Origin of the sequence: Ewingella sp. CoE-038-23 (assembly GCF_040419245.1) — a bacterium.
GTDB lineage: Bacteria > Pseudomonadota > Gammaproteobacteria > Enterobacterales > Enterobacteriaceae > Ewingella > Ewingella allii.
Genome location: NZ_JAZHOH010000001.1, coordinates 4109785 through 4126550 on the forward strand (window position 1 = coordinate 4109785; position 16766 = coordinate 4126550).

The following is a 16766-nucleotide window of genomic DNA, read 5'->3' on the forward strand; positions in this document are numbered from 1 at the left end:
TATATAAGAAGAAACGCCTGAACGTGTTAACGCGAATCAGGCGTTTTGGCATCTAATCAGCCCAGTAAATCCTGCTTGAGTTGCTTGAGGACAGGTTCAATCTCCGGCATAACGCCATGCCAAAGATGGAATGCATGAGCGGCCTGCCCCACCAGCATGCCTAAGCCGTCCGAACAGGTTTGAACGCCATGTTCTTGCGCCCAGGTTATAAAAGGCGTTGGGCCAAGTTGATAGTACATGTCATAGATTCGGGTGTTGGCCGTTAATAAAGAAGAAGGTAAATCTGGGATCTCGCCGTGTATGCCGGAAGCCGTGGCATTGATGATGAGATCAAACTTCTCATTATCCAGACCCTCCATCGGCACAGCGCGGATCTCCCCTTTTCCTTTAAACAGCTCGCTCAAATGTTCTGCACGGCTAAAGGTGCGATTGACCAACGTCACCTTGCAGTTATGGGAAAGCAGCGGAAGGATCACGCCGCGCGCCGCACCACCCGCGCCCACCAGCAGGACGCGATCGTTTTCATGCAACATGTTCAATCGGATAAGATCGCTGAGCATGCCGATGCCGTCGGTGTTGTCGCCCAGCAGCCGCCCATCCTCAAGCTTCTTGAGGGTGTTTACCGCTCCCGCCATTGAAGCCCTTTCGGTCAGTTCATCTGCTTTCGCAAAAGCCTGCTCTTTGAAAGGCGTGGTCACATTCGCTCCTTTCGCCCCCTCGGCAAAGAAAGCGTCAAGATACTCGGCGAACTCGTCACGCGGCGCCAGCACGGTGCCATAAGTATGCTCAATGCCAGTTTGCTCGGCGAAAAGAGCATGAATTCTTGGGGATTTGCTGTGCGCTATTGGATTGCCAAAAACGGCGAAAGAGGGCATCGAAAGATTCCTTAACCTTGACGGAAAAGATGGCCAGTCAGCGCATCTTTGATTTCTGAAGGATTTTGGCGTCCGCCGACATTGCCTTCCAACACTGGGAATTCGTCGCCAAACTGTTGTTTAACTTCTTCGGCAAAGCGACAAGGCTCAAGACCGCTGAGATTCGCGCTGGTCGACACCAGAGGCTTACCAAACCGGCTGCACAGCTCTTTGACCAAAGGATGGTCGGTGACGCGCACGGCGAGTGAAGAGAACTGGCCGGTTAGCCAAGATGGCGTCGTCGCCTTCGCGGGCATCACCCAAGTCACGGGGCCGGGCCACTGGGAAAAAATGGTCTGGCGCTGCTCATCAGTCAGAGCGCTGTCATCTATATAGGGGAGAAGCTGCTGATAGTTATCGGCGATGAGGATCAGCCCTTTCTCACGCGGACGGCGTTTGAGGCGGAGTAACTCTTCTACTGCGAGCTCGCTATCAGGGTCGCATCCCAGGCCAAAAACGGCCTCTGTCGGGTAAGCAATCACTTGCTGCTGGTTCAGCGCGTTAAGGACTTCTGTGAAATTGATTTCTTTATCGTTATTCATCTTGATCTTTGTTTATGTCGTTTACAGCCTTGCCACATGACTTGCTGGCACAAAAGAGCTTCACTCCCTGAGCCGTTTTCTTTTCCATTAACAGCGGATACTGGCAGTGACTGCATTGCCCGGCGACAGGTTTATTGTTTATCGCAAACTGGCAATCCGGGTAACGGTTGCAGGCGTGAAAGGCTTTGCCAAAGCGGGATTTACGCTGAAGAAGGTGGCCCTGTTTGCATTGCGGACACGACAGACTGGTTTCTTCAGGTTTATCGATAGTCTCGATATGGTCACATTCAGGGTAATTACTGCACCCGATGAACATGCCATAACGCCCCTGACGCAACACCATCGTGGAGTGGCATTTAGGGCATGACTGACCTTCAAGGACTTTAACAACATGCCCGTCTGCCTGACTTTTTAAAGGACGGATATACTGGCAGGAGGGGTATGTCGAACAACTAAGAAAGGGGCCGTGACGACCACTGCGGATCACCAATACAGCCCCACATTCCGGACATGTTTCATTTTGCTTTTCAGCAAAAAGTGCTGCTTTTGTCATACGTTACGCTTTATCCGTTATCTCTAATGCAGATAACCATCATTAACTTCAAATAGTAACTCTTCCATTTGCTCATAGGCATTTTCATATCCGGGGATATTGAAAAGCACCATTAAGACCACCCATTTGAGATCTTCAAGATCAAACTCTTCGGTGTCGAGAGCCATGACACGATCGATAACCATTTCTCTGGTATCGAAATTCAATACTTTTATCTGTTCGAGGAATAACAAGAAACCACGGCAATCGACATCAAGACGCCCCGCCTCTTCATTGGTATAAACACGCAATGCAAAGGGGTCTGCATCCAGTAAGTGCGATGGGGTTTCACCTTCTTGCAGCTCGGCGAGCTTTTCAAGCCAATTTAAAGCATTGTGGATATCGGTCCGATGGAAGCCTGCTTCAGCCAAATCGGCGGTTAACCTATCCTGGTCGACACTCATCTCCGCTTCGTTATGAATGTAAGTTTCAAATAAGTACATTAGTACGTCGAACATGGCCTGCCCTCCTAATTCGGACATAGCCGCCGGGTACAGCTGCGATCCATCCTGCTAACTCCAGTTCGAGTAGTTTACCTACCACGTCTGGCACAGGTTGGCCGGCACGTTCGGCGACGACGTCAACAGGTGTCACCTCATATTCTACGTTAGCCAACACATCAGCAAATGGCAATTCAACTTCGTTGTCTTGAGCATAAATAATCTCTTTTGTTGCAGATTGAACTGCTCCATGAGCAGTTTGTGACGATAAGCCACTTGCCGCCACCGGCAACCAGGTCAGCCCACTGCCAATTTGCTCTGCGATGTCATTGGGTTCAGTGACCAGATAAGCCCCCTGCTTGATAAGCCAGTGAGTCCCCACACTGGTGGCATTCTCTAACGGGCCGGGCAAGGCAAAGACGTCTCGGTCTTGTTCCAACGCATAACGCGCCGTGATGAGAGAGCCGCTACGTAAAGAGGCTTCGACCACCAGCACGCCGGCGCTCATGCCGCTGATAATTCGATTTCGTCGGGGGAAGTTAGCCGGCATCGCTGCAGTGTCAGGCCAGAGTTCTGATATCAGTGCGCCGCCGCTCTCTAGAATGCGATCGGCAAGCCCAAGGTGACTGCGTGGGTGGATCTTCGCCAAGCCGCTTCCCAATACCGCGATGGTGTTTCCTCCCGCCTCTAGCGCGGCGGCATGGCTAATTCCATCAATCCCAAGAGCTAACCCGCTAGTAATAGTAAAACCGCTACTCACTAATCCCGCGGCAAAATACTGCGCCCACTGCTCGCCGTAATCACTGTAGTTACGACTGCCGACCATGGCCAATTGGGGCGTCGCCAATACGGGGAGTTGGCCTTTGACAAACAGCACCGGCGGAGCCGAGGAGATGTGCTTCAGCATCGACGGGTAGTGTGCATCTTGCAGCGTGATGAAGTGGTGTGACTCAGCGTCTAGCCAGTTTAAAGCTGTAAAAATACGTTGAGATTCAATATTGAAGAAACGCTGGATTTGCTCTTCACTCAGGCCGTAAGAACTGAGCGATTTGGCGTCACACCTGCCATCATCAATAAATGCGTCAACGATCTGACATATTGAGGCAGCATCCAGCCGCTTTATCGCTGACAAACGTAACCACATTTCCCTAAGTGTCACTCGCATCCTCCTTAATAAAGCCAGCTGGCTACTGCTCCAATTGGTAGAGGATGCTGTCAATCAGGACGGGAAATGTCTAGAATAGAGTCTATATATCGTCAATCATTTGAATGAAGATCCAAAAAATTTATGTCCGTATTAAACATCTTACATTTCCCAGACGAGCGTCTTCGCATTACTGCAAAGCCGGTCAAAGAAGTTAACGCCGAAATCCAGCAAATCGTGGATGATATGTTCGAAACCATGTATGCCGAGGAAGGCATCGGTTTGGCCGCAACTCAGGTAGACATCCACCAGCGTATTATCGTTATTGATGTCTCTGAGAACCGCGATGAGCGTTTGGTGCTGATTAACCCTGAGTTGCTGGAACAGAGCGGCGAAACGGGTATCGAGGAAGGCTGCCTGTCGATTCCTGACCAGCGTGCTTTGATTCCTCGCGCTGAGAAGGTAAAAATCCGCGCACTCGATCGCGATGGCAAGAGTTTTGAGCTTGAGGCCGATGACCTGCTGGCCATCTGTATCCAGCATGAAATGGATCACTTAGTCGGTAAGCTTTTCGTGGATTACTTGTCTCCACTGAAACGCCAGCGTATTCGCCAGAAGATGGAAAAAATGGCCAAGCTGAACGCTCGTGCTGACTGATTTTCGTCAATAACAGGAATGAGCTTTGCGCATTATATTTGCAGGAACACCTGACTTTGCAGCGCGTCATCTTGACGCGCTTTTAACATCTGAACATGAGGTGGTTGGGGTCTTTACTCAACCAGACCGCCCTGCTGGCCGTGGTAATAAGCTGACGCCTAGCCCGGTGAAAACGCTGGCTCTCGAGCACGGCATTCCGGTATTCCAACCTAAGTCTTTACGCCCGGCAGAGAGCCAACAGCTGGTCGCTGAACTTAATGCGGATGTGATGGTGGTGGTGGCTTATGGGTTAATCCTCCCACAGGCTGTTTTGGATATGCCAAAACTGGGCTGCATCAATGTCCATGGTTCACTGCTGCCGCGCTGGCGCGGTGCCGCGCCGATTCAGCGTTCTCTGTGGGCGGGCGATAGCCAAACTGGCATCACCATCATGCAAATGGACGTTGGTCTGGATACCGGCAACATGCTGCACAAAATCGAATGCGATATTGAGCCGCAGGATACTAGCGCCACGCTGTATAACAAACTTGCAGAACTTGGCCCGACCGGCATGCTGGCGACATTGCAGCAGTTAGCAGAAGGCACGGCGCGTCCGGAAGTTCAGGATGAAGCTCTGGTGACCTATGCCGAAAAGCTGAGTAAGGAAGAGGCGCGCTTAGACTGGTCGCTCTCCGCCAAACAGCTTGAGCGCTGCATTCGCGCTTTCAATCCGTGGCCAATGAGCTATTTCGTTATTGACGAGCAGCCGGTAAAAGTCTGGCAGGCCGAGGCACTCGAGCAGCCAACCACGGCTCAACCGGGCTCGGTCATTGCCGCCGGGAAAGCCGGAATACAGATCGCGACCTCTGACGGTATTTTGAATATCTTGCAATTGCAGCCGGCAGGTAAGAAAGCGATGTCAGTCCAAGATATCCTTAATTCACGCCGTGAATGGTTCATTGAAGGCAATATTCTAGCCTAATCATTGCCAAGCGTACCCGGCTACGCGCCGGGTCATTTCCTTCTAATAAGCTGACCTTTGCAGCCTTTCTGACTATGAAAACAACCTATAATCTCCGCAGCATTGCTGCAAAAGCCATCAGCCAGGTTCTTGATCAAGGCCAGTCTCTTTCTACCGTTTTGCCAGGGTTACAAAAGAATATTTCCGAGAAGGATCGCGGTTTACTGCAAGAGCTGTGCTTCGGGACGCTACGCGTTCTGCCACAGCTTGAATGGTGTTTGCAGCAGCTGATGGCAAAACCGCTCACCGGCAAACAGCGTACTTTGCATTATCTGCTGATGGTCGGGATTTACCAACTGGTCCACACGCGTATTCCTCCACACGCGGCCTTGGCTGAAACAGTCGAAGGCGCCGTGGCACTGAAACGCCCACAGTTAAAAGGTCTGATTAATGGCGTGCTGCGCCAATTCCAGCGCCAGCAGGACGAGTTGATCCAGCGAATGGGAAATACGGACAGCCGCTACCTGCACCCTAGCTGGCTGCTGAATCGTATTAAGAAGGCTTACCCAGAGCAGTGGGAATCCATCATTGAGGCAAATAACCAGCGTCCGCCAATGTGGTTACGCGTCAATCGCATCCATCATTCACGCGATGAATATCTGGCTCTGCTTCAAACCGCCGGCATCGATGCTGCTCCCCATCCGGAATATGCCGATGCCCTGCGACTGTTAACGCCTTCCGCCGTAACCGAATTACCGGGTTTTGCCGAGGGTTGGGTAACAGTGCAAGATGCCTCAGCCCAAGGCAGTGTTGATCTTCTTGATCCACAAGATGGCGAGATGATCCTCGATCTGTGCTGCGCGCCGGGCGGGAAAACTACCCATATTCTTGAAGCTGCCCCTAAAGCCCACGTGCTTGCGGTGGATGTTGATAAGCAGCGGCTGGTTCGCGTAAATGAAAACCTGCAACGGCTAAAATTACATGCCGAGGTCAAACAGGGCGATGGCCGCGAGCCTCAGTCTTGGGCCGGCGATCGTCAGTTCGACAAGATTTTGCTCGACGCGCCATGTTCTGCGACCGGCGTGATTCGCCGCCACCCAGACATCAAGTGGCTGCGCCGTGACAGCGATATTGCCGAGCTGGCAGGTTTGCAGCGCGAAATTCTCGACGCTATTTGGCCACGCTTGAAGCCGAATGGCGTGATGGTCTATGCGACATGCTCGATTTTGCCAGAAGAGAATAGCCAGCAGATTAAAGCATTCCTGCATGACCACCCGGAAGCGCAACTGGTTGAGACTGGTACTTTGGAAAATCCGGGCAGACAGAACTTGCCTCACGCTGAAGATGGCGACGGCTTCTATTACGCTAAACTGATTAAGTCAGCGAAGTAATTCCTAAGCGAGAATGAGCCTCTTATGAAAATTATTATTCTTGGTGCCGGGCAGGTTGGTGGGACACTGGCTGAGAACCTTGTGGGTGAAAACAACGACATCACCGTCGTTGACACCAACATGTCACGCTTGCGCCAGCTTCAGGATAAGTTCGACCTGCGGGTGGTTCAGGGATATGGCTCGCACCCAAGAGTGCTGCGCGAAGCCGGTGCAGAAGATGCCGATATGCTGGTTGCGGTGACTAACTCCGACGAGACCAACATGGTAGCTTGTCAAATCGCCTATTCACTTTTCAACACGCCAAACCGAATCGCGCGCATTCGTTCTTCTGAATATATTCGTGAATCAGAAAAGCTCTTCAAGCCCGAAGCCGTGCCAATTGACCACCTTATCTCTCCTGAGCAGCTGGTTATCGATTACATCTATAAGCTGATTGAGTATCCGGGCGCACTGCAAGTGGTTAACTTTGCCGAAGGTAAAGTCAGCATCGCGGCGGTTAAAGCCTATTACGGCGGCCCATTAGTCGGCAGTGCCCTGTCATCCATGCGCGAGCATATGCCGCACATCGAGACGCGCGTTGCCGCTATCTTCCGCCAAGACCGGCCTATTCGGCCACAAGGCTCAACCATTATTGAAGCAGGTGATGAGGTCTTCTTCGTTGCGGCGTCGCAGCATATTCGCGCCGTAATGAGCGAGCTTCAACGTCTCGAGAAGCCTTATAAACGCATCATGATCGTTGGCGGCGGTAATGTCGGCGCAGGCCTAGCCCAGCGTTTAGAGAAGAATTACAGCGTAAAGCTTATTGAGCGCAATCAGCAAAGGGCCGCTGAGTTAGCCGAAATCTTGCAAGATACCATCGTGTTTTACGGCGACGCCTCGGACCAAGAGCTGCTCGCAGAAGAGCATATCGAGCAGGTCGACGTATTTATCGCCATCACCAATGATGATGAGGCGAACATCATGTCGGCCATGCTGGCCAAACGTATGGGTGCCAAAAAGGCCATGGTGCTTATCCAGCGCGGAGCTTATGTCGATTTAGTGCAGGGCAGCGTGATTGATATCGCCATTTCCCCGCAGCAAGCGACCATTTCAGCGCTGCTGGGTCACGTGCGCAAAGCGGATATCGTCAGCGTCTCCTCTCTTCGCCGCGGCGTGGCGGAAGCCATCGAAGCTATTGCTCACGGTGATGAAAGCACTTCACGCGTTGTTGGCAGAACTGTTGAACAGATCAAGCTGCCGCCTGGTACCACCATCGGCGCTATCGTCAGGGGTAATGAAGTTATTATCGCCAACGGTGCGAGCCGGATTCAGCAGGGCGACCACGTGATCATGTTCATCACTGATAAGAAATTCGTGCGAGACGTCGAGAGATTGTTCCAGCCAAGTCCATTTTTCTTATAAAATGCCACGGGTGTTTGAATATTTATCAATGAATTGGAATCAATTCTTCAACTTTTGTAGCGCGGACGCAACAAATGGTCTTTACTTTGTTTGACACAAAGTATCGATTTGCCAAGGGGATGTTTTATGAGTTTTATGAAAGAGTTTCGTGAGTTTGCCATGCGTGGCAATGTTGTCGATCTTGCCGTCGGTGTGATCATCGGTGCAGCATTCGGCAAAATTGTGTCTTCGCTGGTCGCAGATATTATTATGCCACCACTGGGCCTGTTAATCGGCGGGGTGGATTTCAAGCAGTTCGAATGGGTTATACGCGAAGCTCAGGGCACAGTGCCTGCGGTTGTCATGAAGTATGGCGTGTTTATTCAAAACATTTTTGACTTCGTGATTGTTGCTCTGGCTATCTTCTGTGCAGTCAAGTTGATGAACAAAATGCGTCGCAAAGAAGAAGCCGCGCCAGCTGAACCACCAAAACCAACGGCAGAAGAAACCCTGCTGACAGAAATCCGCGATTTGTTGAAACAACAACAAACGCCAAGATTGTAAAATCAGACTTCTCATAATTAAAAAAGCCATCATCAGATGGCTTTTTTAATGCTAGAAGGACAGTGCTAAGAACCCGAATAAATGCTTAGCACTGCCCTCCTGATAACCCTTCTTGCCGTTTTTCTCTTTTCTACGATAACTGCCTTTACCTTTGAGACTCTTTTCAACTCGTTGCCTGAACAGCGGATCATGCAGCAGTGCTTGAATCGCGTTGTCCTGAATGACGCCTTTCTGATGCTTATAATTACTCATGTTACCCTCATAATTAACTTTATTGACTCGATATAATATTGGAGCAGCAAACTTATTTCTCTTTAATCGCCCCTGCCTCTAGCGCCTCAAGAATAGAGCAACTCGCGCTGGAATGCGAAGAGCCACAGCACGCTTTGCTTAGGCGCGTCAGTGAATCCTTCATTCGCTCTAATTCACTCAGCTTTGCTTCCACTTCTGCCAGTCGACTATCAACAATAGACTTGGACTCCTGACAAGTATGATGCGCCGGATCGATTCGCAAAGAAAGTAGCTCCTTGATAGCCTCCAGCGTAAAACCTGTGGTTTTGGCATAACGAATGAAGCGCAGGCGCTGCAAATCGCGATGATTATATTGGCGATAGCCGGAATCGCTTCTTTCGCCACATTCCATCATGCCCTGCTTTTCATAGTAGCGAACCGTGTCTGTGGACACGTCTGCTAACTTAGCAAGCTCACCTATCTTATACATGCTACTTACCTCGCAATCTTTCAAGCAGCGGATTTTGATAATCACCGCGTAAGAAGTCGGTATTCTGACCAGCCTGATGCAACCTTAGTTCAAGCAATTTTACTCTCTTCTCTAACTCAGTAAACCTGGCGTCGTCTGCGGTCAGAGTTTGCAGTAATGTATTTAGCTCCAGAGCTTCCTTTCTGTCCTGCAGTTCGGGCGGCAAGAAACCAGAGTTCTTCAGAATTCGATATGCCATTCTCAGTTCAAGCGGCACGTCACTGTCATCATCAAGAAGCAGGGGGCTCCCGGCGCCGGGCAGATTATCCAATTCACCTTTATTTATAGCTTCCGCAATTTTTTGCTCAGCCATAGCATCACCAAGAAACATAATCTCTCCCGTTAGCGAAGTAATGTGTATGAGAAAAGGATAACGGCTGGATAGGAAAAAGTTAGAGAAAAGATGCTTTCAAAAGAAGGTGAGAAACTGCAGGCGTAAAAAAACCGGGCAAGTGCCCGGTTTTTTCATGCATCTACAGATTATTCAGCAGTTGCTACTTCTGCTTGTGACTCTGCACGATCAACGAGCTCGATGTATGCCATCGGCGCATTGTCGCCTGCACGGAAACCACACTTAAGAATACGAGTGTAACCACCGGCACGGCTCGCGAAACGCGGGCCCAGTTCATTAAACAGTTTTGCCACGATCTCGTTATCACGAGTACGGGCGAATGCCAGACGACGATTTGCAACGTTGTCGGTCTTGGCAAGAGTAATCAGCGGCTCAACAACGCGACGCAGCTCTTTCGCTTTCGGCAGGGTCGTCTTGATGATTTCATGACGAACCAAAGAGCCGGCCATGTTACGGAACATAGCCTGTCTGTGGCTGCTGTTACGGTTCAGTTGACGACCACTCTTACGATGGCGCATGACCTTATCCTTCTCAGTAAAACCTTAACCTGTGATCCGGTTACTCGTCAGCGATGCTTGCTGGTGGCCAGTTTTCTAGGCGCATGCCCAGAGACAAACCACGGGAAGCAAGCACATCTTTAATCTCAGTAAGAGATTTTTTACCAAGGTTAGGCGTTTTAAGTAGCTCAACCTCAGTGCGCTGTACCAGATCACCGATGTAGTGGATTGCTTCTGCTTTGAGGCAGTTAGCAGAGCGGACAGTCAATTCCAGATCGTCAACAGGGCGCAACAAGATTGGATCGAACTCTGGCTTCTCTTCTTTAACTTCCGGCTGACGTACATCACGTAAATCAACGAAAGCTTCAAGTTGTTCAGCAAGAATGGTTGCCGCACGACGGATCGCCTCTTCAGGATCGATCGTACCGTTGGTTTCCATTTCGATAACCAGCTTGTCCAAATCGGTGCGCTGTTCTACACGCGCTGCTTCAACATTGTAGGCAATACGCTCTACAGGGCTGTAGCATGCATCTACTAACAGACGGCCAATTGGGCGCTCATCTTCTTCCGAATGAATTCGGGCAGACGCCGGCACATAACCACGACCGCGCTGAACTTTGATACGCATGCTGATAGCAGCGTTCTCATCGGTCAGGTGGCAGATAACGTGTTGCGGCTTGACGATTTCGACATCACCATCATGGGTAATGTCGGCTGCAGTCACAGGGCCAATGCCAGACTTATTCAGGGTAAGAATAACTTCATCTTTCCCTTGAACTCTCACCGCCAGCCCTTTCAGGTTGAGCAGGATCTCCAGGATATCTTCCTGTACGCCTTCTTTGGTGCTGTACTCATGCAGTACACCATCAATCTCAACCTCGGTCACCGCGCAACCCGGCATGGATGAAAGCAGAATACGGCGCAGTGCGTTGCCTAAAGTATGGCCAAAGCCACGTTCTAAAGGCTCAAGGGTCACCTTGGCGTGCGTCGAACTGACTTGCTCGATATCTACCAGGCGCGGTTTTAGAAACTCTGTCACAGAACCCTGCATTGTGTCCTCTCTTTGGTACTAAGCTTTACTTAGAGTAAAGCTCGACGATCAGGTGTTCGTTAATGTCAGCAGACAGATCAGTACGCTCAGGCTTACGCTTGAACACACCTTCCATCTTCGCAGCATCAACTTCAAGCCAAGTCGGCTTTTCACGCTGTTCAGCCAACTCCAAAGCGGCCTTAACGCGAGATTGCTTTTTAGCTTTCTCACGGATGCTGACAACGTCATTCGGAGATACCTGATAAGAAGCGATGTTAACAACGCGACCGTTTACCATAATAGCTTTGTGGCTAACTAACTGGCGAGATTCCGCACGAGTAGCGCCGAAGCCCATACGATAAACAACGTTGTCTAAACGCCCTTCAAGTAGTTGCAACAGGTTTTCACCGGTGTTGCCTTTCAGGCGAGCAGCTTCTTTATAATAGTTACGGAATTGACGCTCTAAGATGCCATAGATACGGCGAACTTTTTGCTTTTCACGCAACTGCACACCATAGTCAGACAGACGCGGTTTACGCGCACCATGCTGACCAGGAGCTTGTTCAATTTTACACTTGGTATCGATCGCTCGAACGCCAGATTTAAGGAATAAATCTGTGCCCTCACGACGGCTAAGCTTGAGCTTAGGACCCAAATATCTTGCCATTTTCTCTCTCCAACAATCCTAAAAGCAGCGTTATACGCGACGCTTTTTCGGCGGACGACAACCGTTATGAGGGATAGGAGTCACATCAGTAATATTAGTGATGCGGAAACCAGCCGCGTTTAACGCGCGGATAGTAGACTCACGACCAGGACCAGGTCCTTTAACCATAACTTCCAGATTCTTGATACCGTATTCTTTCACTGCGTCAGCGCAGCGCTCTGCTGCAACCTGAGCTGCGAACGGAGTGGATTTACGAGAACCACGGAAACCGGAACCACCAGCTGTTGCCCAACCCAAAGCATTACCCTGACGATCGGTAATGGTTACAATGGTGTTGTTGAAAGAAGCATGGATATGAGCCACGCCGTCAGAGACTTGTTTTCTTACACGTTTACGTGTACGAACAGGTGCCTTTGCCATTTATTCAATCACCCCGATTATTTCTTGATCGGTTTACGCGGACCCTTACGGGTACGTGCGTTAGTCTTAGTACGCTGACCGCGCACTGGAAGACCACGACGATGACGCAAACCACGATAAGTCCCAAGGTCCATAAGACGCTTGATGCTCAGGGTGACTTCACGACGCAGATCACCTTCAACAATGAACTTGGCAACTTCGTCACGCAGCTTTTCGATTTGCTCTTCAGACAGCTCACTGATCTTAACATTTTCAGCAATACCAGACGCTGCACAGATAGCCTGTGAACGGGTTTTACCGATGCCGTAGATCGAAGTTAATGCGATCACGGTATGTTTTTGATCAGGAATGTTAATGCCTGCTATACGGGCCACTATGCACTCCTACTATTTATATACGGCAACACCATTCTGAAAAGCCCGTTTTCAGGATACTCAAATAATGTTGCAGCTTACATACAAAAGATTGGCTGGCTAATCTAGCCAGCTCAACCCAACTTTGCAAGAAAAATATGCGAGATAATCAGCCTTGACGCTGTTTATGCTTCGGCTCGGCGCTGCAGATTACGCGAACGATACCGTTACGCTTAACGATTTTGCAGTTACGACATAATTTCTTGACGGAAGCACGAACTTTCATTTTTACTCTCCGTAACTTCGCAAACGCACCAGATTAGCGGTTATAGCCTTTCAGGTTTGCTTTCTTCAATGCAGACTCGTACTGACTTGACATCATCAGAGTTTGCACTTGAGCCATAAAGTCCATAATGACAACAACTACGATTAGTAGTGAGGTACCACCAAAGTAGAATGGCACTTTCATTGCGTCACGCATGAACTCCGGGATAAGGCAGATGAAAGTAATATACATCGCACCAATTAAGGTTAAACGAGTCATTACTTTATCGATGTACTTCGCCGTTTGCTCTCCCGGACGAATTCCTGGTACAAATGCACCGGACTTCTTCAGGTTATCTGCTGTCTCGCGAGGGTTGAAAACCAACGCAGTGTAAAAGAAACAGAAGAAGATGATTGCAGTCGCATAGAGTAACACATAAAGCGGTTGCCCAGGCTGCAAATACAGCGAAATCGTAGTCAGCCAGTTCCAACCAGTCCCGCCCCCAAACCATGATGCAATCGTGGCAGGGAACAGAATAATGCTGGAAGCGAAGATCGCTGGGATAACCCCGGCCATATTCACTTTCAACGGTAAGTGCGTGCTCTGTGCTGCATAAACACGACGACCCTGTTGGCGTTTAGCATAGTTAACAACGATACGACGTTGACCACGCTCTACGAACACAACAAAGAAAGTCACTGCAAACACTAAAACTGCAACCAACAGCAACAGGAGGAAGTGCAGGTCGCCTTGCCGAGCTTGTTCGATAGTATGAGCTACTGCCGGTGGCAGACCTGCTACGATACCCGCGAAGATTATGATTGAGATACCGTTACCGATACCGCGTTCAGTAATCTGTTCACCTAACCACATCAGGAACATTGTCCCGGTAACTAAGCTAACAACAGCAGTAAAGTAGAAGGCAAAGCCTGGGTTTAATACCAGGCCTTGCATACCAGGCATGTTCGGTAAACCGGTAGCAATACCGATTGACTGAAACACAGCTAATACCAGCGTACCGTAGCGGGTGTACTGGCTAATCTTACGACGGCCAGCCTCCCCTTCTTTCTTTATCTCTGCTAACGCTGGATGAACCACCGTCAGCAGCTGGATAATAATCGATGCCGAAATGTACGGCATGATACCCAATGCAAAGATAGAAGCACGGCTGAGAGCACCACCAGAGAACATGTTAAACATTTCAATGATGGTGCCTCTTTGCTGCTCGAGCAATTTGGCAAGTACAGTGGCATCAATACCAGGGATCGGAATAAAAGAGCCGATACGGAAAACGATCAACGCACCGATAACAAACAAAAGTCTGCGCTTCAGTTCGCCTAGTCCACCCTTGGCACTTTGGAAATCTAACCCCGGTTGCTTAGCCATCTGCTACTTATTCCTCAATTTTACCGCCAGCAGCTTCGATAGCAGCACGAGCGCCTTTGGTGACACGCAAACCACGCAGAGTTACCGCACGACCAACTTCGCCAGAAAGAATAACTTTCGCGAACTCGATCTGGATACCAACTACGTTAGCGGCTTTCAGCGTGCTCAGGTCGATTACGTCGCCTTCTACAAGAGCAAGTTCAGACAGACGAACTTCTGCCGTGATCATTGCTTTGCGAGAGGTGAAGCCGAATTTCGGCAAACGACGGTATAAAGGCATCTGACCACCTTCAAAACCACGACGTACGCCACCACCAGAACGTGAGTTCTGACCTTTGTGACCACGACCGCCGGTTTTACCCAGGCCAGAACCAATACCACGACCTACACGCTTCGGCGCTTGTTTGGCACCTTCAGCCGGAGACAGAGTATTTAAACGCATCTCTTACTCCTCAACCTTAACCATGTAGGAAACCAGGTTGATCATACCGCGTACAGCAGGAGTATCCTCACGCTCTACAGTATGACCAATACGACGCAGACCTAAGCCTAACAGCGTTGCCTTGTGTTTCGGCAAGCGGCCAATAGAGCTGCGAGTTTGTGTTACTTTAATAGTCTTTGCCATGGTTAATTACCCCAGAATTTCTTCAACGGATTTACCACGCTTGGCAGCGACCATTTGTGGGGATTTCATATTTGCCAGAGCGTCGATAGTTGCACGAACCACGTTGATCGGGTTTGTAGAACCATAAGCTTTAGCCAATACGTTATGCACCCCAGCGACTTCCAGGACGGCACGCATTGCACCACCGGCGATAATACCGGTACCTTCGGAAGCCGGCTGCATGAACACACGGGAACCCGTATGAGCACCTTTAACTGGGTGCTGCAGGGTGCCGCTGTTCAGCGCGACATTCATCATGTTGCGACGGGCTTTTTCCATCGCTTTCTGGATCGCTGCCGGAACTTCGCGTGCTTTGCCGTAGCCAAAACCAACGCGACCGTTACCATCACCAACTACTGTCAGTGCGGTAAAGCTGAAGATACGGCCACCTTTTACGGTTTTAGATACGCGGTTTACCGCGATCAGCTTTTCCTGCAGTTCGCCAGCTTGTTTTTCGATGTGAGCCATCTTAAACCTCTTCCTTAGAACTGAAGGCCAGCTTCACGGGCAGCATCTGCCAGTGCCTGGACTCGACCATGATATTGGAAACCGGAACGGTCAAAGGATACTTTCGTGATCCCTTTTTCCAATGCGCGTTCTGCGATAGCTTTACCTACAGCAGTGGCAGCATCTTTGTTGCCGGTATACTTCAGTTGCTCAGTAATAGTTTTTTCTACAGTTGATGCAGCAACTAATACTTCAGAACCGTTTGGTGCGATAACCTGTGCGTAAATATGACGCGGGGTACGATGTACCACCAGACGTGTCGCACCCAATTCTTTGAGCTTGCGGCGTGCGCGGGTCGCACGACGGATACGAGCAGATTTCTTATCCATAGTGTTACCTTACTTCTTCTTAGCCTCTTTGGTACGCACGACTTCGTCGGCGTAACGGACACCCTTGCCTTTATAAGGCTCAGGACGACGGTAGGCACGTAAATCTGCTGCAACCTGACCGATAACTTGTTTATCAGCGCCTTTCAGCACGATTTCAGTTTGGGTCGGACATTCAGCAGTGATGCCTTCCGGCAGCTGGTGATCTACTGGGTGAGAGAAGCCTAAAGCTAAATTCACCACATTGCCTTTAACGGCAGCACGATAACCAACGCCAACCAATTGAAGCTTTTTAGTGAAGCCGTCGGTAACACCAACAACCATTGCATTCAACAGTGCACGAGTTGTACCCGCTTGGGCCCAACCGTCAACAAAACCTTCACGTGGAGCGAAAGTGATGGTGTTTTCTTCCTGTTTAACTACAACGGCGTCATGGATAGTACGTGACAGCTCGCCGTTTTTACCCTTAATCGTAATAACCTGACCGTTGAGTTTTACCTCTACGCCGGCAGGAATGACGACGGGTGCTTTTGCAACACGAGACATTCTTTCCTCCCGATTAAGCTACGTAGCAGATAATCTCGCCACCAAGACCAGCCTGGCGAGCTGCACGATCAGTCATAACACCTTTAGAGGTAGAAATAACAGCGATACCCATACCGGCCATAACTTTTGGCAGCTCATCTTTTTTCTTATAGATGCGCAGACCTGGACGGCTGATACGTTGAATGCTTTCTACCACTGCCTTGCCCTGGAAGTACTTCAGTACTAATTCCAGTTCAGGTTTGGCGTCGCCTTCGATTTTAAATTCTTCAATATAACCTTCTTCCTTCAGCACGTTGGCAATTGCCACTTTCAGCTTGGAGGAAGGCATGGTGACCGCAACTTTGTTCGCGGCTTGACCGTTACGGATACGGGTCAGCATATCCGCGATCGGATCTTGCATGCTCATCTGTCTTTACTCCCGTGATTCAA

26 protein-coding genes are annotated in these 16766 nt (G+C 49.9%); 5 read left to right on the top strand and 21 right to left on the bottom strand.

Annotation, left to right across the window (positions count from 1 at the left end):
* Positions 1-56 precede the first annotated feature (56 nt).
* From aroE to dprA, 5 genes are read right to left on the bottom strand one after another with little or no spacing between them, the layout of a single operon-like run.
* Positions 57-875 carry a shikimate dehydrogenase gene (gene aroE, locus V2154_RS19705; RefSeq protein ID WP_353503540.1) on the bottom strand — a complete coding sequence of 273 codons (819 nt, stop codon included), beginning with the start codon at positions 873-875 and terminating at the stop codon, positions 57-59.
* 11 nt (positions 876-886) lie between these two features.
* Positions 887-1456, bottom strand: a complete 570-nt coding sequence (gene tsaC / locus V2154_RS19710; RefSeq protein WP_353503541.1) for an L-threonylcarbamoyladenylate synthase type 1 TsaC — start codon at positions 1454-1456, stop codon at positions 887-889.
* Positions 1449-2009, bottom strand: coding sequence for a DNA topoisomerase family protein (locus V2154_RS19715; RefSeq protein ID WP_353503542.1), 561 nt, complete (start codon positions 2007-2009; stop codon positions 1449-1451). Before V2154_RS19715 ends, tsaC begins: the two co-directional genes overlap by 8 nt.
* 23 nt (positions 2010-2032) lie before the next feature.
* A complete protein-coding gene (locus V2154_RS19720) occupies positions 2033-2506 on the bottom strand; it encodes a DUF494 family protein (protein ID WP_034793645.1) in 474 nt (157 codons plus the stop codon).
* Positions 2478-3647 carry a DNA-protecting protein DprA gene (dprA, locus tag V2154_RS19725; protein WP_353503543.1) on the bottom strand — a complete coding sequence of 390 codons (1170 nt, stop codon included), beginning with the start codon at positions 3645-3647 and terminating at the stop codon, positions 2478-2480. The genes V2154_RS19720 and dprA overlap by 29 nt, the downstream gene beginning before the upstream one ends.
* Positions 3648-3776: 129 nt before the next feature.
* Between dprA and def the strand changes: the two genes are divergently transcribed.
* The 5 genes from def (at position 3777) to mscL (ending at position 8564) form a co-directional block, all read left to right on the top strand.
* A complete protein-coding gene (gene def, locus V2154_RS19730; protein ID WP_034793647.1) occupies positions 3777-4289 on the top strand; it encodes a peptide deformylase in 513 nt (170 codons plus the stop codon).
* A gap of 25 nt (positions 4290-4314) precedes the next feature.
* Positions 4315-5250, top strand: a complete 936-nt coding sequence (fmt, locus tag V2154_RS19735) for a methionyl-tRNA formyltransferase (protein WP_353503544.1) — start codon at positions 4315-4317, stop codon at positions 5248-5250.
* A 74-nt stretch (positions 5251-5324) separates the two neighbouring features.
* Positions 5325-6620: a 16S rRNA (cytosine(967)-C(5))-methyltransferase RsmB gene (gene rsmB / locus V2154_RS19740; protein ID WP_353503545.1), complete on the top strand. Its 1296-nt coding sequence runs from the start codon at positions 5325-5327 to the stop codon at positions 6618-6620.
* A gap of 24 nt (positions 6621-6644) precedes the next feature.
* A complete protein-coding gene (gene trkA / locus V2154_RS19745) occupies positions 6645-8021 on the top strand; it encodes a Trk system potassium transporter TrkA (protein ID WP_034793653.1) in 1377 nt (458 codons plus the stop codon).
* Positions 8022-8147: 126 nt separating this feature from the next.
* Positions 8148-8564: a large-conductance mechanosensitive channel protein MscL gene (gene mscL, locus V2154_RS19750; RefSeq protein WP_034793655.1), complete on the top strand. Its 417-nt coding sequence runs from the start codon at positions 8148-8150 to the stop codon at positions 8562-8564.
* Positions 8565-8615: 51 nt separating this feature from the next.
* Here mscL and V2154_RS19755 read toward each other — a convergent pair whose 3' ends face one another.
* The 16 genes from V2154_RS19755 to rpsH all read right to left on the bottom strand — a co-directional run bounded on the left by V2154_RS19755 (position 8616) and on the right by rpsH (position 16743).
* Positions 8616-8816, bottom strand: a complete 201-nt coding sequence (locus V2154_RS19755; RefSeq protein ID WP_353503546.1) for an alternative ribosome-rescue factor A — start codon at positions 8814-8816, stop codon at positions 8616-8618.
* Positions 8817-8868: 52 nt separating this feature from the next.
* On the bottom strand, positions 8869-9285 hold the full coding sequence (gene zntR / locus V2154_RS19760; RefSeq protein WP_353503547.1) for a Zn(2+)-responsive transcriptional regulator: 417 nt from the start codon (positions 9283-9285) through the stop codon (positions 8869-8871).
* 1 nt (position 9286) lies between these two features.
* Positions 9287-9655 carry a DnaJ family domain-containing protein gene (locus V2154_RS19765; protein WP_353503548.1) on the bottom strand — a complete coding sequence of 123 codons (369 nt, stop codon included), beginning with the start codon at positions 9653-9655 and terminating at the stop codon, positions 9287-9289.
* A 149-nt stretch (positions 9656-9804) separates the two neighbouring features.
* Complete coding sequence (gene rplQ / locus V2154_RS19770; protein ID WP_034793661.1) at positions 9805-10194, bottom strand: 50S ribosomal protein L17; 390 nt, start codon at positions 10192-10194, stop codon at positions 9805-9807.
* Between the two features lie 40 nt (positions 10195-10234).
* Positions 10235-11224: a DNA-directed RNA polymerase subunit alpha gene (locus V2154_RS19775; protein ID WP_002919219.1), complete on the bottom strand. Its 990-nt coding sequence runs from the start codon at positions 11222-11224 to the stop codon at positions 10235-10237.
* Between the two features lie 25 nt (positions 11225-11249).
* Entirely contained in the window at positions 11250-11870 is a 621-nt protein-coding gene (gene rpsD / locus V2154_RS19780; protein ID WP_034793662.1) for a 30S ribosomal protein S4, read from the bottom strand.
* A gap of 30 nt (positions 11871-11900) precedes the next feature.
* Positions 11901-12290 (bottom strand): 30S ribosomal protein S11, encoded by a 390-nt coding sequence (gene rpsK / locus V2154_RS19785; protein ID WP_004929731.1) that lies wholly within the window; start codon positions 12288-12290, stop codon positions 11901-11903.
* Positions 12291-12307: 17 nt separating this feature from the next.
* Entirely contained in the window at positions 12308-12664 is a 357-nt protein-coding gene (rpsM, locus tag V2154_RS19790; RefSeq protein ID WP_034793665.1) for a 30S ribosomal protein S13, read from the bottom strand.
* Between the two features lie 148 nt (positions 12665-12812).
* The gene (gene rpmJ, locus V2154_RS19795) at positions 12813-12929 is read right to left on the bottom strand and encodes a 50S ribosomal protein L36 (RefSeq protein WP_012768118.1); all 117 of its coding nucleotides are present in this window, start codon (positions 12927-12929) and stop codon (positions 12813-12815) included.
* Between the two features lie 33 nt (positions 12930-12962).
* Positions 12963-14294: a preprotein translocase subunit SecY gene (gene secY / locus V2154_RS19800; RefSeq protein ID WP_034793668.1), complete on the bottom strand. Its 1332-nt coding sequence runs from the start codon at positions 14292-14294 to the stop codon at positions 12963-12965.
* A 7-nt stretch (positions 14295-14301) separates the two neighbouring features.
* Positions 14302-14736: a 50S ribosomal protein L15 gene (rplO, locus tag V2154_RS19805; RefSeq protein ID WP_034793669.1), complete on the bottom strand. Its 435-nt coding sequence runs from the start codon at positions 14734-14736 to the stop codon at positions 14302-14304.
* 3 nt (positions 14737-14739) lie between these two features.
* Positions 14740-14919 carry a 50S ribosomal protein L30 gene (gene rpmD, locus V2154_RS19810; RefSeq protein WP_013573701.1) on the bottom strand — a complete coding sequence of 60 codons (180 nt, stop codon included), beginning with the start codon at positions 14917-14919 and terminating at the stop codon, positions 14740-14742.
* Positions 14920-14925: 6 nt separating this feature from the next.
* Positions 14926-15426 carry a 30S ribosomal protein S5 gene (gene rpsE / locus V2154_RS19815; RefSeq protein ID WP_013573700.1) on the bottom strand — a complete coding sequence of 167 codons (501 nt, stop codon included), beginning with the start codon at positions 15424-15426 and terminating at the stop codon, positions 14926-14928.
* A 14-nt stretch (positions 15427-15440) separates the two neighbouring features.
* On the bottom strand, positions 15441-15794 hold the full coding sequence (gene rplR, locus V2154_RS19820; protein WP_034793671.1) for a 50S ribosomal protein L18: 354 nt from the start codon (positions 15792-15794) through the stop codon (positions 15441-15443).
* Between the two features lie 9 nt (positions 15795-15803).
* The gene (gene rplF, locus V2154_RS19825; protein ID WP_353503549.1) at positions 15804-16337 is read right to left on the bottom strand and encodes a 50S ribosomal protein L6; all 534 of its coding nucleotides are present in this window, start codon (positions 16335-16337) and stop codon (positions 15804-15806) included.
* 13 nt (positions 16338-16350) lie between these two features.
* The gene (gene rpsH, locus V2154_RS19830) at positions 16351-16743 is read right to left on the bottom strand and encodes a 30S ribosomal protein S8 (RefSeq protein WP_013573697.1); all 393 of its coding nucleotides are present in this window, start codon (positions 16741-16743) and stop codon (positions 16351-16353) included.
* Between the last annotated feature and the right edge of the window lie 23 nt (positions 16744-16766).

What these genes read in the sequence shown, in the direction of transcription:
- rsmB (WP_353503545.1), top strand. Translation starts at nt 5,325, where the DNA reads ATGAAAACAACCTATAATCTCCGCAGCATTGCTGCAAAAGCCATCAGC.
- V2154_RS19775 (WP_002919219.1), bottom strand. Translation starts at nt 11,224, where the DNA reads ATGCAGGGTTCTGTGACAGAGTTTCTAAAACCGCGCCTGGTAGATATC.
- rplQ (WP_034793661.1), bottom strand. Translation starts at nt 10,194, where the DNA reads ATGCGCCATCGTAAGAGTGGTCGTCAACTGAACCGTAACAGCAGCCAC.
- secY (WP_034793668.1), bottom strand. Translation starts at nt 14,294, where the DNA reads ATGGCTAAGCAACCGGGGTTAGATTTCCAAAGTGCCAAGGGTGGACTA.
- rpsE (WP_013573700.1), bottom strand. Translation starts at nt 15,426, where the DNA reads ATGGCTCACATCGAAAAACAAGCTGGCGAACTGCAGGAAAAGCTGATC.
- V2154_RS19755 (WP_353503546.1), bottom strand. Translation starts at nt 8,816, where the DNA reads ATGAGTAATTATAAGCATCAGAAAGGCGTCATTCAGGACAACGCGATT.
- rpmJ (WP_012768118.1), bottom strand. Translation starts at nt 12,929, where the DNA reads ATGAAAGTTCGTGCTTCCGTCAAGAAATTATGTCGTAACTGCAAAATC.
- rplR (WP_034793671.1), bottom strand. Translation starts at nt 15,794, where the DNA reads ATGGATAAGAAATCTGCTCGTATCCGTCGTGCGACCCGCGCACGCCGC.
- rpsD (WP_034793662.1), bottom strand. Translation starts at nt 11,870, where the DNA reads ATGGCAAGATATTTGGGTCCTAAGCTCAAGCTTAGCCGTCGTGAGGGC.
- trkA (WP_034793653.1), top strand. Translation starts at nt 6,645, where the DNA reads ATGAAAATTATTATTCTTGGTGCCGGGCAGGTTGGTGGGACACTGGCT.
- zntR (WP_353503547.1), bottom strand. Translation starts at nt 9,285, where the DNA reads ATGTATAAGATAGGTGAGCTTGCTAAGTTAGCAGACGTGTCCACAGAC.
- V2154_RS19765 (WP_353503548.1), bottom strand. Translation starts at nt 9,655, where the DNA reads ATGTTTCTTGGTGATGCTATGGCTGAGCAAAAAATTGCGGAAGCTATA.
- aroE (WP_353503540.1), bottom strand. Translation starts at nt 875, where the DNA reads ATGCCCTCTTTCGCCGTTTTTGGCAATCCAATAGCGCACAGCAAATCC.
- rpmD (WP_013573701.1), bottom strand. Translation starts at nt 14,919, where the DNA reads ATGGCAAAGACTATTAAAGTAACACAAACTCGCAGCTCTATTGGCCGC.
- mscL (WP_034793655.1), top strand. Translation starts at nt 8,148, where the DNA reads ATGAGTTTTATGAAAGAGTTTCGTGAGTTTGCCATGCGTGGCAATGTT.
- rplF (WP_353503549.1), bottom strand. Translation starts at nt 16,337, where the DNA reads ATGTCTCGTGTTGCAAAAGCACCCGTCGTCATTCCTGCCGGCGTAGAG.
- rpsH (WP_013573697.1), bottom strand. Translation starts at nt 16,743, where the DNA reads ATGAGCATGCAAGATCCGATCGCGGATATGCTGACCCGTATCCGTAAC.
- V2154_RS19715 (WP_353503542.1), bottom strand. Translation starts at nt 2,009, where the DNA reads ATGACAAAAGCAGCACTTTTTGCTGAAAAGCAAAATGAAACATGTCCG.
- rplO (WP_034793669.1), bottom strand. Translation starts at nt 14,736, where the DNA reads ATGCGTTTAAATACTCTGTCTCCGGCTGAAGGTGCCAAACAAGCGCCG.
- def (WP_034793647.1), top strand. Translation starts at nt 3,777, where the DNA reads ATGTCCGTATTAAACATCTTACATTTCCCAGACGAGCGTCTTCGCATT.
- rpsK (WP_004929731.1), bottom strand. Translation starts at nt 12,290, where the DNA reads ATGGCAAAGGCACCTGTTCGTACACGTAAACGTGTAAGAAAACAAGTC.
- V2154_RS19720 (WP_034793645.1), bottom strand. Translation starts at nt 2,506, where the DNA reads ATGTTCGACGTACTAATGTACTTATTTGAAACTTACATTCATAACGAA.
- tsaC (WP_353503541.1), bottom strand. Translation starts at nt 1,456, where the DNA reads ATGAATAACGATAAAGAAATCAATTTCACAGAAGTCCTTAACGCGCTG.